The sequence below is a fragment of the Gracilibacillus halotolerans genome, assembly GCF_014206945.1.
Classification (GTDB): domain Bacteria; phylum Bacillota; class Bacilli; order Bacillales; family Amphibacillaceae; genus Gracilibacillus; species Gracilibacillus halotolerans.
In genome coordinates, this window is sequence record NZ_JACHON010000022.1 from 25,229 (window position 1) to 40,927 (window position 15,699).

General features: G+C 36.9%; 13 protein-coding genes. 12 read left to right on the top strand and 1 reads right to left on the bottom strand.

Annotation, left to right across the window (positions count from 1 at the left end):
* Positions 1-17: 17 nt before the first annotated feature.
* The 6 genes from pcrA to gatB all read left to right on the top strand — a co-directional run bounded on the left by pcrA (position 18) and on the right by gatB (position 8,850).
* Complete coding sequence (pcrA, locus tag GGQ92_RS14355) at positions 18-2,258, top strand: DNA helicase PcrA (protein ID WP_184250471.1); 2,241 nt, start codon at positions 18-20, stop codon at positions 2,256-2,258.
* A gap of 15 nt (positions 2,259-2,273) precedes the next feature.
* Complete coding sequence (ligA, locus tag GGQ92_RS14360) at positions 2,274-4,286, top strand: NAD-dependent DNA ligase LigA (RefSeq protein WP_184250474.1); 2,013 nt, start codon at positions 2,274-2,276, stop codon at positions 4,284-4,286.
* Entirely contained in the window at positions 4,286-5,446 is a 1,161-nt protein-coding gene (locus GGQ92_RS14365; RefSeq protein WP_184250477.1) for a CamS family sex pheromone protein, read from the top strand. Before ligA ends, GGQ92_RS14365 begins: the two co-directional genes overlap by 1 nt.
* A 197-nt stretch (positions 5,447-5,643) precedes the next feature.
* Positions 5,644-5,934, top strand: a complete 291-nt coding sequence (gene gatC / locus GGQ92_RS14370) for an Asp-tRNA(Asn)/Glu-tRNA(Gln) amidotransferase subunit GatC (protein WP_184250480.1) — start codon at positions 5,644-5,646, stop codon at positions 5,932-5,934.
* 13 nt (positions 5,935-5,947) lie between these two features.
* Positions 5,948-7,420 (top strand): Asp-tRNA(Asn)/Glu-tRNA(Gln) amidotransferase subunit GatA, encoded by a 1,473-nt coding sequence (gene gatA / locus GGQ92_RS14375; protein WP_184250483.1) that lies wholly within the window; start codon positions 5,948-5,950, stop codon positions 7,418-7,420.
* Entirely contained in the window at positions 7,417-8,850 is a 1,434-nt protein-coding gene (gene gatB, locus GGQ92_RS14380) for an Asp-tRNA(Asn)/Glu-tRNA(Gln) amidotransferase subunit GatB (RefSeq protein WP_184250486.1), read from the top strand. Before gatA ends, gatB begins: the two co-directional genes overlap by 4 nt.
* A 279-nt stretch (positions 8,851-9,129) precedes the next feature.
* On the opposite strand, the gene GGQ92_RS14385 is transcribed toward gatB, so the two are convergent.
* A complete protein-coding gene (locus GGQ92_RS14385) occupies positions 9,130-10,296 on the bottom strand; it encodes an FtsW/RodA/SpoVE family cell cycle protein (protein ID WP_184250501.1) in 1,167 nt (388 codons plus the stop codon).
* A gap of 170 nt (positions 10,297-10,466) precedes the next feature.
* Here GGQ92_RS14385 and GGQ92_RS14390 point away from each other — a divergent pair, with 170 nt between their 5' ends.
* From GGQ92_RS14390 to GGQ92_RS14415, 6 genes are all read left to right on the top strand, one after another.
* Positions 10,467-11,384 carry a diacylglycerol kinase gene (locus tag GGQ92_RS14390; RefSeq protein ID WP_184250504.1) on the top strand — a complete coding sequence of 306 codons (918 nt, stop codon included), beginning with the start codon at positions 10,467-10,469 and terminating at the stop codon, positions 11,382-11,384.
* Between the two features lie 151 nt (positions 11,385-11,535).
* Positions 11,536-12,909: a 23S rRNA (uracil(1939)-C(5))-methyltransferase RlmD gene (rlmD, locus tag GGQ92_RS14395; RefSeq protein WP_184250489.1), complete on the top strand. Its 1,374-nt coding sequence runs from the start codon at positions 11,536-11,538 to the stop codon at positions 12,907-12,909.
* 483 nt (positions 12,910-13,392) lie between these two features.
* The gene (locus GGQ92_RS14400) at positions 13,393-13,872 is read left to right on the top strand and encodes a PIN domain-containing protein (protein WP_221437338.1); all 480 of its coding nucleotides are present in this window, start codon (positions 13,393-13,395) and stop codon (positions 13,870-13,872) included.
* Positions 13,859-14,086, top strand: a complete 228-nt coding sequence (locus tag GGQ92_RS14405; RefSeq protein ID WP_184250492.1) for a hypothetical protein — start codon at positions 13,859-13,861, stop codon at positions 14,084-14,086. The genes GGQ92_RS14400 and GGQ92_RS14405 overlap by 14 nt, the downstream gene beginning before the upstream one ends.
* Positions 14,087-14,664: 578 nt before the next feature.
* Complete coding sequence (locus tag GGQ92_RS14410) at positions 14,665-14,871, top strand: helix-turn-helix transcriptional regulator (protein WP_184250495.1); 207 nt, start codon at positions 14,665-14,667, stop codon at positions 14,869-14,871.
* Positions 14,871-15,293 (top strand): hypothetical protein, encoded by a 423-nt coding sequence (locus tag GGQ92_RS14415; RefSeq protein ID WP_184250498.1) that lies wholly within the window; start codon positions 14,871-14,873, stop codon positions 15,291-15,293. The genes GGQ92_RS14410 and GGQ92_RS14415 overlap by 1 nt, the downstream gene beginning before the upstream one ends.
* Positions 15,294-15,699 lie beyond the last annotated feature (406 nt).

Sequence of the window (15,699 nt, forward strand, 5' to 3'; positions counted from 1 at the left end):
GAAAAGGTGGTGGAATCGTGAGTCCGATTAAGCACGATTTACTGAATGGGTTAAATAAACAACAACAGGAAGCTGTTAGACATACAGAAGGTCCTTTGCTCATTATGGCGGGAGCAGGTAGTGGAAAAACGCGTGTACTTACTCATCGTATCGCCTATTTAATTGATGAGAAGGAAGTAGCGCCAAGAAATATATTAGCGATAACCTTTACGAATAAAGCGGCGCGCGAAATGAAAAATAGGATTGAGAAATTAGTCGGTGCAGATGGAAATAATATGTGGGTTTCTACCTTTCACTCGATGTGTGTTCGAATCCTCAGACGAGATATTGATCGAATTGGCTACAGTCGCAACTTTACGATATTAGATGGCGGCGACCAGTTAACTTTAATCAAAAATATTATGAAAGACCGCAATATGGATACAAAGAAATTTGAACCACGAGCATTTTTAGGTGCCATAAGCAGTGCGAAAAATGAACTTGTTACCCCAGATCAATACAATGAAAACGTTGGAGACTTCTTCACACGACAAATTGGAGAAGTATATAAGGAATATCAAAGACTATTAATGAAAAATCAAGCACTAGACTTTGATGATTTAATCATGCAAACGATCCATTTGTTCAGACGTGTTCCAGAGGTGTTGGAATATTACCAGCGCCGTTTTCAATACATTCACGTGGACGAATATCAGGATACAAACCATGCTCAATATATCTTAGTAAAACTACTAGCTACACGATTTAAAAATTTATGTGTAGTTGGGGATTCTGATCAATCGATTTATGCATGGCGTGGAGCGGATATTAAAAACATCTTATCCTTTGAAAAAGACTATCCTAATTCAAAAGTAGTTTTATTGGAACAAAATTATCGTTCTACGAAATCTATTTTAAAAGCGGCTAACTTCGTGATTGAGCGCAATACTAGTCGTAAGCCGAAAAAGCTTTGGACTGAGAATTCTGACGGCAACAAAATTAATTACTACCAAGCGGAAACAGAGCGAGAAGAAGGTTTATACGTTGCGCAACAAATTGAGCAACTAATACAGGATAACAAATATCAATATAGTGATGTGGCGATATTGTATCGTACCAATGCCCAATCACGAGCAATTGAAGAAACTTTTATGAAGGCTAATATTCCTTATCAAATGGTTGGCGGAACGAAATTCTATGAACGAAAAGAAATCAAAGATATGCTCGCCTATTTACGATTGATTGTAAATCCTAATGATGATATTAGCTTCGTGCGAGTAGTGAATGAGCCAAAGCGTGGCATAGGGAAAACCTCCATCGATAAACTTCAGGCATACGCAGCAATGAACGATATATCTTTATATACTGCAGTCCAGGAGGCCGATTTTGTTGGACTAAGCGCAAAAGCAACAAAGGCGCTCGTTCAGTTCGGTCAAATGATTAAAAACTGGGAACAGCAGCAAGAATTTTTGTCTGCAACAGAAATGGTAGAAGAGGTTCTCGATAAAACAGGCTATGAACAAATGCTGCAAAATGAGCGAAGTATCGAAGCGCAAACGAGACTAGAAAACTTAGAAGAATTTATGACGGTTACAAAAAACTTCGAACAATCGACAGAAGATAAAACACTCGTTAACTTTTTAACAGAGTTAGCTTTAATCTCAGATATTGATCGCGTTGATGAAGATGTCGACGATAATGATAAAGTTACGATGATGACATTACACTCAGCGAAAGGTCTAGAATTTCCAGTAGTTTTCTTGATTGGAATGGAGGAAAATGTCTTTCCACATAGTCGTTCATTAATGGATGATGACGAGATGGAAGAAGAACGCAGACTTGCTTATGTAGGTATTACAAGAGCAGAACAAGTACTCCATTTAACACATGCAAAAATGCGAACACTATACGGACGTACGAACTTCAATCCGATTAGTCGGTTCATTGAAGAAATACCAGAGGAGTTACTTGAAGGAAAAGAAGAAAGTGGAACGATGTTTGGAATTCCTCAAAATCGTACGATACAACAAAATAATTGGAGTAATAATTCTTTTACGGAACAACCGAAACGTAAAGCAACAAGGTTAACGACAGGTACAACAGGTGGTGAAAAAGAAGGCTGGAAACCAGGTGATAAGGCAAACCATAAAAAATGGGGAGTCGGGACTGTAGTAAAAGTGGATGGTAACGGCGATTCGATGGAGCTAGATATTGCTTTTCCAGCACCAGTTGGTATTAAACGTCTATTGGCGAAATTTGCCCCTATCACCAAAGAATAAAGGAGGTGTCTACGAATGCAGGAACAAGAAGCAATTCAACGAGTTCAAGAACTTAGAGAGTTATTAGACAAATATGGACATGAATATTACGTATTAGATCAACCAACTGTACCAGATGCAGAGTACGATGCACGTTTGCAAGAGCTAAGGGAGTTAGAAGAGCAATATCCACACCTCCTTACAGCGGATTCTCCGACTCAACGTGTTGGAGGAGAGCCTTTAGAAGGATTTCAAAAGGTAGCTCATCGTGTTCCAATGTTAAGTCTAGGTAACGCGTTCAATGAAGAGGACTTACGTAATTTCGACCGTAGAGTCCGAGACGGGTTAAACGTAGACGAAGTAACGTATGTGTGCGAATTGAAAATCGACGGCTTAGCTGTATCCCTACGCTATCAGGATGGGTTATTTACCCAAGGTGCTACACGTGGGGACGGAACAACAGGTGAGGATATTACACATAATTTAAGAACCATTAAAAGCATTCCTTTGCGTATTAAAGATAACTCATCAATTGAAGTACGTGGAGAAGCGTTTATGCCACAGCATGCCTTCATCAACTTAAATCAAAAGAAAGAAGAACGTGGCGAAGAGCTGTTTGCCAATCCAAGAAATGCTGCAGCTGGTTCACTACGCCAGCTTGATCCAAAGATAGCAGCAAGTCGTCATTTAGATATCTTTTTGTATGCAGTAGGTGAATGGCAATCTGGAACGTTAACATCGCATAGTGAGCGATTAACATACTTATTAGAATTAGGCTTTAAAATCAACCCAGAATGGCGAAAATGTAAAGGAATCGATCAAGTTATTGCTTATATAGAAGAGTGGACGGAAAAACGAGCAGGCTTATCTTATGATATTGACGGCATTGTCATCAAAGTAGACAATTTAGCTGCACAAGAAGAGTTAGGATTTACGGCTAAAAGTCCTCGATGGGCAATTGCCTACAAATTCCCCGCTGAAGAAGCAGTGACAAGGCTATATGATATTGAACTAAGTATCGGAAGAACGGGTGTTGTGACGCCGACAGCTTTGTTAGACCCAGTCAAAGTTGCAGGAACAACGGTACAGCGTGCTTCTCTTCACAATGAAGACTTTATTCGTGAGAAAGATATTCGACTCGGTGATACGGTTGTTATAAAAAAAGCAGGTGACATCATACCTGAAGTTGTCCGAGTAGTAGCGGACAGCCGTACAGGAAATGAAGAAGCCTTTTATATGCCGACCGAATGTCCATCTTGTGGTGATGAACTTGTCCGTTTAGAAGGAGAAGTAGCTCTTCGTTGTATTAACCCAAATTGTCCAGCTCAATTAAAGGAAGGATTGATTCACTTTGTTTCTAGGGGAGCGATGAATATAGACGGACTTGGGGAAAAAGTAATTGAGCAATTATTCCGCGAAGATTATATTCACACCATCGCAGATCTCTATCGATTAGAAAAGGAAGAACTTCTCAAGTTAGAACGTATGGGTGAAAAATCTGTTCAAAACTTATTAACGGCAATAGAAGCATCGAAGAGTAATTCCCTCGAACGTCTTCTATTCGGATTAGGGATTCGGTATATTGGATCCAAAGCAGCGGACACATTAGGAAAAAGTTTTGGCACAATGGAAAAGCTACAGCAGGCTTCCTATGAAGAGTTAGTTGCTGTCGATGAAATTGGTGAAAAAATGGCAGATTCCGTCGTTCGCTATTTTGAGGACGAACAAGTTACGCAATTATTAGAGGAGCTACGAGAACTTGGACTGAATATGACATACGAAGGTTTGACTACAGACGAAATAGTAGAAAATAGTGCTTTTACTGGTAAAACGGTTGTATTGACTGGAAAACTATCGATCTTCACACGACAAGAAGCTAAGGAAAAAATCGAGCAATTTGGTGGAAAAGTAACGGGAAGTGTAAGCAAAAAAACCGACTTATTAATTGCTGGTGAAGAAGCAGGGTCCAAGCTTGATAAGGCAGAGAGTTTAGGAATAGAAATATGGAATGAAGAGCAATTGCAACAAGCTTTAGGGGAGGCAGAGTAATGAAGAAAAGAATCATAGCCTTTCTTGTTATATTGTTACTCGTTCTCTCTGCCTGTTCTCCGCAATTTACAGACGAAGAAGATCAGGTAATTGATCATTCATTAGAAGAAGTTGCGCCAGAAACAGCGATTATCCCTCATCACAGTTTGGAAGAGGATAATTACCGGGTGTTAATTGATTCCAATTTGAGTCAGGCGCGAGGAGTCATTACAAATCAAATTAGTAATCGTTTAGATATCGATGAGTTAGAAGAAGGGTTACAAAGGCATTCCAAGTCAGCCTTCGATCCTAGTAATCACTTTTTCCAAGAAGGACAATATATTACGAGGAATGTACTATTTGATTGGTTAGAAAGAAGTGATTCCACCGAAGAGGATTCTAAAGGATTGAATCCAGAGATAGGGGATGAGGGATCGGTAGAAGAAGAGGAGAAAAAGAATCCTAAATATCTATCTCATATTCTAGAACAAAATTATCTAACAAAGAGAGATGAGGAAGCTGTTGAGTTGGCAGGCATTTCTCTTGGAATTGCTATGAAGTCGGTATATCGATTCCAGACAGAAATTGGTGGACCATACTATTATGAGGATATATCACACGAAGAAATGATGAATGAGGCTGAATCGATTGTGGCAGAGGTCATACAGCGTGTGCGTCAAATAGAGGGTCTGGAAAATGTCCCTATCCTTATTGCTATTTATCGGGAAGCACCACAAAATTCCTTAGTTCCTGGAAACTTTGTCGCGAAAACAATGATTGCTGGTGATAAAGCTTCAGTAGATAAGTGGGAAACGATTGAAGAGGAATATGTCTTATTCCCTTCTAGTTATGCTGAATCAACGTATCCAGATATATCTGCAAATATCGTAGATTTCGAAGCGGATATTTCCACCTATTTCCCTAACTATGTCAGTGTAATCGGGAAAGGCTTTTACCAGGATGGAGAATTAAGAAAACTAACGATAGAGATACCAGTCTCCTTTTATGGTAAAGCAGAATTAGTAGGCTTTACTCAGTATGCATATGGATTAATTTTGTCTGGATTCCAAAACCATTACGACATGGAAGTGAAAATCACCTCCGGCTCTGGAACGAAGCAAGAGGCACTGATATTCCGAGAAGCTGGTGAGGATGAAGGGTTTGTTCATATCTATCGTTAAGATAGGGACACTAGTAAATGGCTCTCTTGTTAAAATGAGAGAGCCAATCAAGGTTAGAGCATCTTTTCTTAACCTCTATTACGTATTGCTGTACCAAGTTTTCTATACAAATTTGTTTGTGAAATGCCTAATTAGTGGTAAAATAAACGTTATGGATTCCGATAATTAGAATGTACTAGATGTTGGAGGTGAATGAAATGGCAGACATTTCAAAAGAACAAGTAAGACACGTAGCAGATTTAGCTCGTCTTGCTTTAACAGAAGAAGAAGTAGAAACATTAGCGAAACAGCTAGGCGATATCATTGATTACGCAGAGTTGTTAAATGAGTTAGACACAGATAACGTAGAACCAACTACACACGTATTAGATATAAAGAACGTGCTGCGTAAAGATGAACCAAAAAAATGGATTACACAGGAAGAAGCATTAAAGAACGCACCAGACGTTCAAGATGGTCAGTTCCGTGTACCAGCAATATTGGAATAAGGAGGTTATCAATTTGTCATTGTTCGATTATACATTAAAAGAATTGCAACAAATGCTACATAAAAAAGAAGTTACTGTGACCGATTTAGTAGATGCTTCTTTCAAACGAATTAATGAAGTGGACGATAAAGTAAAGGCGTTCGTTACATTAAATGAGGAAGAAGCAAGAAAACAAGCAAAAGAATTAGATGAAAAACTAAACGATGAGACCTCAATTTTATACGGAATGCCAATAGGGATTAAAGATAACATCGTAACAAAAGGACTACGTACAACAAGTGCAAGCCGCATGTTAGATAACTTTAATGACCCACTTTACGATGCAACAGTTATTCAAAAATTAAATGAAGTAAATACCATTACTGTTGGAAAACTTAACATGGACGAATTTGCAATGGGTTCTTCCACAGAAACATCCTTCTATGGCAAAACACGTAACCCGTGGAATTTAGATTATGTTCCAGGAGGTTCTAGTGGTGGATCTGCAGCAAGTGTTGCAGCAGGCGAAGTATTTTTCTCCTTAGGATCCGATACTGGTGGTTCCATTCGACAGCCAGCTGCTTTTAGTGGAGTTGTAGGTTTGAAACCAACATATGGTCTTGTATCTCGTTTTGGCCTAATTGCATTTGCGTCTTCTTTAGATCAAATTGGACCAATTACACGTACGGTAGAAGATAATGCACATTTACTTCAAGCAATTGTAGGAGCTGACAAATTAGATGCTACATCTGTTAATGCAGATGTTCCTAATTATAGTGAAGCAATGCAACAGGGAGTAAAAGGCCTTCGTATCGGTGTTCCGAAAGAATATCTAGATGAAGGTGTTAATCCAGAAGTAAAAGAAGCTGTAATGGCTGCATTGAAGAAATATGAAGAGCTTGGCGCAACATGGGAAGAAGTTTCACTTCCACATTCTAAATATGCTTTGGCTGCTTACTATTTACTTTCTTCCTCAGAAGCAAGTGCGAACTTAGCACGTTTCGATGGTATTCGTTATGGACATCGTACAGATAAAAGAGTCGACATGATTGATGTGTATAAAGAGTCACGTGCGGAAGCATTTGGGGAAGAAGTAAAACGTCGTATTATGCTCGGAACTTTTGCTTTAAGTTCGGGATACTATGATGCGTATTACAAAAAAGCACAAAAAGTACGTACGTTAATTAAAAACGACTTTGAAAAAGTATTCGAAGATTATGATGTTATTATTGGGCCAACTACACCAACTGTCGCATTTAAGATTGGTGAAAATGTGGACGACCCATTAACAATGTATGCACAAGATATTTTAACGATTCCTATTAACCTAGCTGGAGTACCAGCAATCTCGATCCCTTGTGGATTAACAGAAGCAGGACTTCCAATTGGTCTTCAAATTATTGGTAAACACTTTGATGAAGCGACAATTTATCGCACAGCTTATGCATTTGAGCAAGCAACAGATCATCATAAGAAACGTCCTGCATTAGGAGGTGCGAGCGAATGACTAATTTTGAAACAGTAATCGGATTAGAGGTTCACGTAGAGTTGAAAACGAACTCCAAGATTTTTAGTTCTAGTCCTAACGCCTTCGGTTCTGAGCCGAACACAAATGTGAACCCAATTGATTTAGCATATCCAGGTGTATTACCTGTTCTAAACGAAGAAGCAGTTAACTTTGCAATGAAAGCTGCAATGGCACTGAACTGTGAAATTGCTACAGACACAAAATTTGATAGAAAGAACTATTTCTATCCAGATAACCCGAAAGCTTATCAGATTTCTCAATTTGATAAACCAATCGGTGAGCACGGCTGGATCGAAATTGAAGTAAACGGTGAAAAGAAGAAAATCGGTATTACACGTCTACACTTAGAAGAGGATGCGGGTAAACTAATCCATACAGAAGATGGTTACTCTTTAGTAGACATTAACCGTGCTGGTACTCCTTTAATTGAGATTGTATCGGAGCCGGATATTCGTTCACCAGAAGAAGCATATGCTTATCTTGAAAAACTAAAAAATATTATCCAATATACAGGTGTTTCTGACTGTAAGATGGAAGAAGGATCGTTACGTTGTGACGCAAACATTTCTCTTCGTCCAGTAGGTCAGGAAGAATTCGGAACAAAAACGGAATTGAAAAACTTAAACTCCTTCTCCTTTGTTCAAAAAGGTCTAGAATTTGAGGAAATTCGTCAGCGTGAAGTTTTATTAAACGGTGGAGAAATTCTTCAAGAAACACGTCGTTATGATGAGCAAACAAAAGAAACAATCTTAATGCGTGTTAAAGAAGGAGCAGACGATTATCGTTACTTCCCAGAGCCGGATCTTGTACCATTGTACATTGATGACGAATGGAAAGAACGTATTCGCGCTGAAATCCCAGAACTTCCAGATGCTCGTCGTGAGCGTTATGTTCGTGAGTTGGACTTACCGACTTATGACGCTGGAGTTCTAACAAGCACGAAAGAGATGGCAGACTTCTTTGAAGCAACAATCAAGACTGGTGCAGATGTAAAGAAAGCATCGAACTGGTTAATGGGAGAAGTATCTGCTTACTTGAATAAACATCTTCTAGAAATTAGCGATTTAAAGATGACTCCTGAAGGTCTGTCTAAGATGATTCAACTTATCGATGATGGTACGATTTCTTCTAAAATGGCGAAGAAAGTATTTGCTGAATTAGTAGAAAACGGTGGAGACCCTGAAAAAATCGTTAAAGAAAAAGGACTCGTACAAATCTCAGACGAAGGCCAGCTTCGTGAGATCATTACGAAAATCCTAGATGAAAACGAGCAATCGATTGTTGATTACAAAAATGGTAAGGATCGTGCAATTGGCTTCCTAGTTGGTCAAACGATGAAAGCAACAAAAGGACAAGCGAACCCACCAATGGTAAACAAGATTCTCTTAGAAGAAATCAACAAACGCTAATACAAAAACGGCTGTCCTCTAGTGACAGCCGTTTTACTTATAATTTCAATATTCACAGTCTATAGGAGCAGTTCACGGTCCATAGCACGCACGCGACAGTCCATAGAAACAACTCACGGTCCATAGCACGCACGCGACAGTCCATAGAAACAACTCACGGTCCATAGCACCCACACGACAGTCCATAGAAGCAACTCACGGTCCATAGCACGCACATGACAGTCCATAGAAGCAACTCACGGTTCATAGCACCCACTCCACAGACTATAAAACCATTACCTAGTCCGTATCAAACATATACGTTTTCTCCCTAGCTTGAGCATTCAATACAATACCAATCGCAACCATGTAAATGAGTAATGACGTACCACCGTAACTCATAAACGGTAAAGGAATACCTGTTAGAGGTAACAATTGAACGGACATACCAATGTTTTGAAAAATTTGATATGTAAACATACCAACAAAACCAACACATATATAGCTACCAAAAGGATTTTTTGTCTGAATGGCAATGGAAATCATTCTGTATAAGAGTAGAAAATACAAGATGATAACAATGCTAGATCCTATAAAACCAAATTGTTCTCCTATCGCCGTAAAAATCATATCTGTATGTCTTTCCGGAATGTAAACCTCATAATTCATTATTCCTTTACCTGACATTTGACCAGAACCAATGGCTTGTGTAGATTTAATACCTTGCATAGCCGAACTATCTTGATATAACTCAGGTTGATGCCAAGCTTGGATTCTATCAGCTACATGCTTAAACATCGTATTCCTTAAAAAAGATATAAAGCGATCGGGATTCGAAAAATATAATAGAACAATGGTCCCCACGAACAGTAATCCCCCACCAAATAGTGTGAATAAGGTCCGCCATCTAATCCCAGAAACGATTAGTGTAAAGAGAGCAATAGATGCAATTACTAATGCAGACCCTAAATCTGGCTGAATCACAATCAATACGAATGGTATAATAGATAAACCAACTATTTTCCCTAACAAAACAAGATCGTATTTTACATTTTTGTGCGTCCATCTTTCATTATGACTGGCTGTTATATGTGCGAGTGCAAGAACGAGAAATATTTTCATAAATTCAGAGGGTTGAATGGTGACACCACCTATAGGCAACATGTACCATCTAAGAGCACCCTTGTTTTCCCATCCCCAAGGGAGAAAGAACAAACCTATTAGTGAGAGAACACCCAATATATATAATGGCCATGATAGTTTTCGATAAAAATCCATGTCAAAAAACATGGCGGCAATTATTGCAAACCCACCAATTACGAACCAAATGATTTGTTTTAAATAACTATTCTGTACGTAGACTGGAAGATAATCGTGTAACGTGTATAAGGTAAAGCAACTAATAATACCTAAAGTACCAATAATTAAGATAAGAAATAAATCTAGTTTATCCAATTTCAAGGAAATCACCTACACTATCAATAATAACTTATATCTATCATATGTTATTTGGAGAAAACATCATAGCATTTACTAAAGTATCCCAGACTAAGGAAGCGCTTTCCATCAAATTTGTTGCAAAAAATCCCAAAAGATTTATGATGGAAGAAGGGTATGCAAAAGGAGTAATGAAAATGGTGAAACGTGCACGGATAATTTATAATCCAACATCTGGCAGAGAAGTATTCCAAAAGGAACTTCCGAAAGTATTAAAAAAATTAGAGAATGCAGGTTATGAAACTTCTACTCATGCTACAACTGGAGAAGGCGATGCAACAGAAGCAGCAGAAATTGCAGTAGAACGAAAATATGAACTTGTCATTGCCGCAGGTGGGGATGGAACGATAAATGAAATCATTCATGGCATTGCCGAGAAAGAATATCGTCCTAAATTAGGAATTATCCCTGTTGGTACAACGAATGACTTTGCACGTGCTTTATGTATTCCGAGAGATATTCAAAAGGCAGTCGAAGTTATTTTAGAAGAAAATATCCGGCCACTTGATATCGGAAGGATAAATGGTAACTATTTTGTCAATATTGCTGGAGCTGGAAAGTTAACCGAGCTTACATATGAAGTTCCTAGCAAACTGAAAACAATGCTTGGCCAGCTAGCATACTATTTAAAGGGAATTGAAATGTTACCATCCTTAAAACCAACAAGTGTAAAGATTGAATACGATGGTAAAACATTCGAAGATGAAATTATGTTATTTCTAGTTTCAAATACGAATTCAGTCGGTGGTTTTGAAAAGCTCGCACCAGATGCAAAGATGGATGATGGTTATTTTGATTTACTCGTTTTACGAAAGACCAACCTTGCTGACTTTATTAGAATTGCCTCCTTAGCTACTAAGGGAGCACATTTAGAAGATAAACATATATTTTACACAAAAGCTAATCGGATAAAAGTGACTTCAGAGGAGAAACTACAACTGAACTTGGATGGAGAATATGGTGGTTTGCTCCCGGGTGAGTTTGAAAATTTATATCGACACATAGAATTCTTTGTAACAAAAGATTTTATCGAAAAACAAGATAGTATTCCTGAATAAAACGATTCCTGAAATAGGGAGTCGTTTTTTATTCATTATTTCCCAGGAAATGATTTTATTAGACAAGCATTTTCTATTTTAATCATACTATGATAAAATTTTGACAGCATGTGCAGAACGATATTATGAACAGAAAAAGGAAGTTGATCATATGACAAAAAGTGCGCCTCCAGTAAAAAAGAACCAAGACATTGAACTAACATTCGAAGATATATCACATGATGGCGCAGGGGTTGGAAAGATAAATGGATACCCACTGTTTGTGCCATATGCATTACCAGGAGAAACAGCAAAAGTCAAAGTTATTAAAGCTAATAAAAAATATGGATTTGGAAAACTTATCGAGGTTACAAAGAAAAGTGAACATCGTGTCGACCCACCGTGTAATGTGTTTTTCAAATGCGGTGGTTGTCAAATCCAGCATATGGACTATGAGATGCAATTAGAGATGAAACGAAACCAAGTAAAGAGTGCACTAAAGAAAATTGGCCATATCGAAGGCATACCAATCCATCCAACAATAGGTATGGAGGATCCGTGGAGATATCGAAATAAAGTTCAAATCCCTGTAGGTTCAAAGAACGGTGAACTAATTACCGGTTTTTATCGAATGAGAAGCCATGACATCATAGAGGATATGGAACGTTGTATTATTACGGAAGAAGCAAATGATGAAATGATTGATGTCGTAAGAGAGATAGCGAACAGCCTCGATATTTCTGCATACGATGAAACGAATCATCGGGGAATATTACGTCATATCATGGTTCGTTCAGGGAAAGTAACAAAGCAAATTATGGTTGTATTGGTCACACGGAAAGAAAAAGTACCACAGCTTAGTAAGTTAGTAAGCGTACTAAAAGAAAAGCATCCAGAAATCACGTCTATTATTCAAAACGTCAATCCAGATAAAACAAATGTCATATTAGGTAAGAAAACGAAAGTGCTTTATGGTGAAGAGTATATTTATGACGAAATTGATGGAATTCGATTCTCCATTTCAGCAAAATCCTTTTATCAGATCAATCCACTCCAAACGGAAAAACTATATAAAAAAGCATTAGAATACGCAGATTTGTCTGGAAATGAAACAGTGATTGATGCTTACTGTGGAATTGGAACGATTTCACTGTTTTTGGCGCAAAAAGCGAAGAAAGTTTATGGAGTAGAAATTGTTCCAGAGGCAATATCCGATGCGAAAGATAATGCGAGATTAAATAACATGGATAATGTAGAATTTTTTGTAGGTCAAGCTGAGAAAGTAATGCCGTGGTGGCAAGCGCAAGGTATCAAACCAGATGTAATTGTTGTGGATCCACCTCGTAAAGGCTGTGACGAAGATTTATTACAGGCAATGTTAGATATGAAGCCGAAACGAATTGTATATGTTTCTTGTAACCCATCTACATTAGCTAGAGATTTAAAAATCCTAGAAGAAGGTGGATACAAAACAAAAGAAGCTCAGCCAGTAGATATGTTCCCGCAGACGATGCATATTGAGACAGTAGCGGTGCTGGAAATTTGATTTGTATAGAGCTAATATAGTCGTTCCGTATGAATAAGTCTTTCTAAAATCGTGATTTTTGGAGAATAAAGTTTGGGTAAATACGTGCAAAAAAAGATAGAAAAAGCGGGGAATCCTTTGAACATGAGGGTTTCCCGTTTCTTTTCAGAACATGTTTATTTTCATCATTAATAATCTTTTTCCAAATATCCGAGATATAACAGAATTTAAGTTTGAAAAAAAGCGAGACCAAGGAATGACTTTATTAATTACAGGACGGTACAATGCGGGTTCGTGGGGTGGGAAAGGGAAAATGTTTATTATCGCTGCACAGAATTGTATTCCTTATATAAACACTTATCCATTAAAATAAAAAAGTATCTCTCCGTGCCCTTTTGCTACTAAAGTTTACTGATGATTGTGATATAATGAAATTTATAAAGAAATGGATAGCGTTGACAAAGGAGATGCTTTTCTTTCCTGCTATAAGAAGGTAGGATTTTAATGATGAAATTATATTTTGATATGAATATTTACAATAGAATATTCGATGATCAATCACAAATAAGGATCCGTTTTGAATCTTTGGCAATAGATATATTATTTGAACTAATTGAGAAGGGCAAATATAGGCTTGTTTGGTCCTTTATATTAGAGTATGAGAATAGTATGAACCCATTTGCTGAAAGGAGACTTCACATAAAATCAGTTTCAAACCTGTGTAATGAGGCTATTGAACCTAATAGTAAAATTAAAACAATTGCAGAAAATATAGCTGAGAACTCAAATGCAAAGAATAAAGATTCATTACATCTTGCTGTGGCTGTTTATAATAAATGCGATTATTTTATAACCTGTGATGATAAATTTATAAAAACAATTGAGAGCAACAAGAACAAATTAAAGAATATTATTGAAAACATTAGAATTTATAATCCTGTGGATTTCCTTAGAAAGGAGATGGACATCAATGTTATCGAATGAAAAAGTTAATTACACAGACAAGGAGATAATAGAAAAAGGTTCTAAAGCATTAATAAAAGAGCTTGGTTATTCTGGATTCTTGCGATTTATACGCTATTCAGAGGAGTTGGGAAAAGAAGATTACTTAAATTTGGAGAAAGAAGTATTCAAGGATAAATCAGTAGAGGAAATTTATGAGAGCGCAGAGACTTATTGGGAAGATAAAAATAGCTGATTAGAGAATAAGAAATGAAAAAGGGAAATCCTTTCAGAATAAGGGTTTCCTTTTTTGGGGAAAAGGGAAAAGTGATAAGGGAAAAGGTTTATTATCGCCGCACATGAGTATCTAGATAAAAAATAATCTGTTAGTCAAAATAAACATTTGCTAGTCCGACCCTGATTTCGTTAAAATAAATATTTGCGATTTCATGGTATTTTCATGTCCAAATCCTTGCCAGTTCCATGTTCCTACAAATTCCCTTCCAATTATTTTTGGCAAAACTTTATTACAACACCCAAAAAAAGGTGAAAATACAGTCGAAAGTGGCCCGGAAAACAGCTAATTTCGAACCGAAAATTCTTCGAAATGGGGTTCCGTAGCAAAACTTTATTTTACGGCAACGGTGGAATGCGGGGTAGAGGTGGGTGATTTTGCAGGAGTTTATTATGGTTGTACAATAATAAATAGAGTTGGTAAGAGTAACTATTAAAGCAGGCAAGTTAAACCTAAGAGAACCTCTGCCTGAAATGTAACATATATATTGAATAATGCAATTTATATGTTACAATAATTATAAGGAGGGATTACAACATTTGAAAAATAAAGTTAAAATAGCTCGAGTTCAAGTTAGCTTAACTCAGCAACAATTGGCTGAAAAAATTGGTGTCACTAGACAAACAATTAGTTTAATTGAAAAAGGAAAATATAATCCCACTTTAAAATTGTGTTTGGAAATTTGCTATGCTGTTAACAAATCTTTGGATGAAGTTTTTTGGATAGAAAAGGAGAGTGGTCAGTGATGGAAAAAATAAAAGATGAGCGATTAATCTTGAGAAATCTAAAAAACATTCGTATCGCCTATATCATTCAAACAGCAGGTATTTTAGGGATATTGGGATATGACATAGTTACAAAAGGATTTGATGGAATGAGAGAAAATCCATTATGGATACTATTTATGGTATCAATAATCGTTTCTGCTTATCTATCAATGAATGTTAGTGTTGACTATGAAAGCGGCGAAAAATCACCCAAAAAAGGATTTCTTATATCGTTCTTCATAGTGTTCCTAATATCAAGTGTTATAGGCATCTTAACATCATTAAGCGAAGGATTTACTATCGTTAACGGGGTAATTATAGGTGGAATATTGTTAGTTTGTGGACTTATACCAATCGTTTATATTTACTATTTACGAACAAAACGGCAAAATGAAAACTAGAGTGAATAAGTAAATGTCCCCATAGTATTCTTGCCGAAAAGAATATAAGTAGTTTTAACTTGATCCATTAATTTTAGGGATTAAAGATTTGCGAATTTATCGAGAAGGACAAGGAATAGATTGGATTCGCCTAAATGATTTCTTTGAATTAATAATCAAATAACAATAATGGAGCAAAAAAATTGTCTGGAGAGGCTATTATGGCGATTATATACGATAGATTAACATAATTTCATGAAGAAGTATTTTAATATTTATTTTATATTTGTAGGTGATGAAAATAATAGATAAATTCATTTATGACTTTTTTAAAAAGATAAGAAAGTATAAAAATCTGGGTCGTTTTTTGCTCTACCACAGTCTTTATGACTGTGGTATCTTTATAGTATGAAGAAAAATATATTAA

Coding starts and splice junctions, on each gene's coding strand:
- gatC (WP_184250480.1), top strand. CDS start 5,644: ATGGCAGACATTTCAAAAGAACAAGTAAGACACGTAGCAGATTTAGCT.
- GGQ92_RS14415 (WP_184250498.1), top strand. CDS start 14,871: ATGGAAAAAATAAAAGATGAGCGATTAATCTTGAGAAATCTAAAAAAC.
- gatB (WP_184250486.1), top strand. CDS start 7,417: ATGACTAATTTTGAAACAGTAATCGGATTAGAGGTTCACGTAGAGTTG.
- ligA (WP_184250474.1), top strand. CDS start 2,274: ATGCAGGAACAAGAAGCAATTCAACGAGTTCAAGAACTTAGAGAGTTA.
- rlmD (WP_184250489.1), top strand. CDS start 11,536: ATGACAAAAAGTGCGCCTCCAGTAAAAAAGAACCAAGACATTGAACTA.
- GGQ92_RS14400 (WP_221437338.1), top strand. CDS start 13,393: ATGATGAAATTATATTTTGATATGAATATTTACAATAGAATATTCGAT.
- GGQ92_RS14405 (WP_184250492.1), top strand. CDS start 13,859: ATGTTATCGAATGAAAAAGTTAATTACACAGACAAGGAGATAATAGAA.
- GGQ92_RS14365 (WP_184250477.1), top strand. CDS start 4,286: ATGAAGAAAAGAATCATAGCCTTTCTTGTTATATTGTTACTCGTTCTC.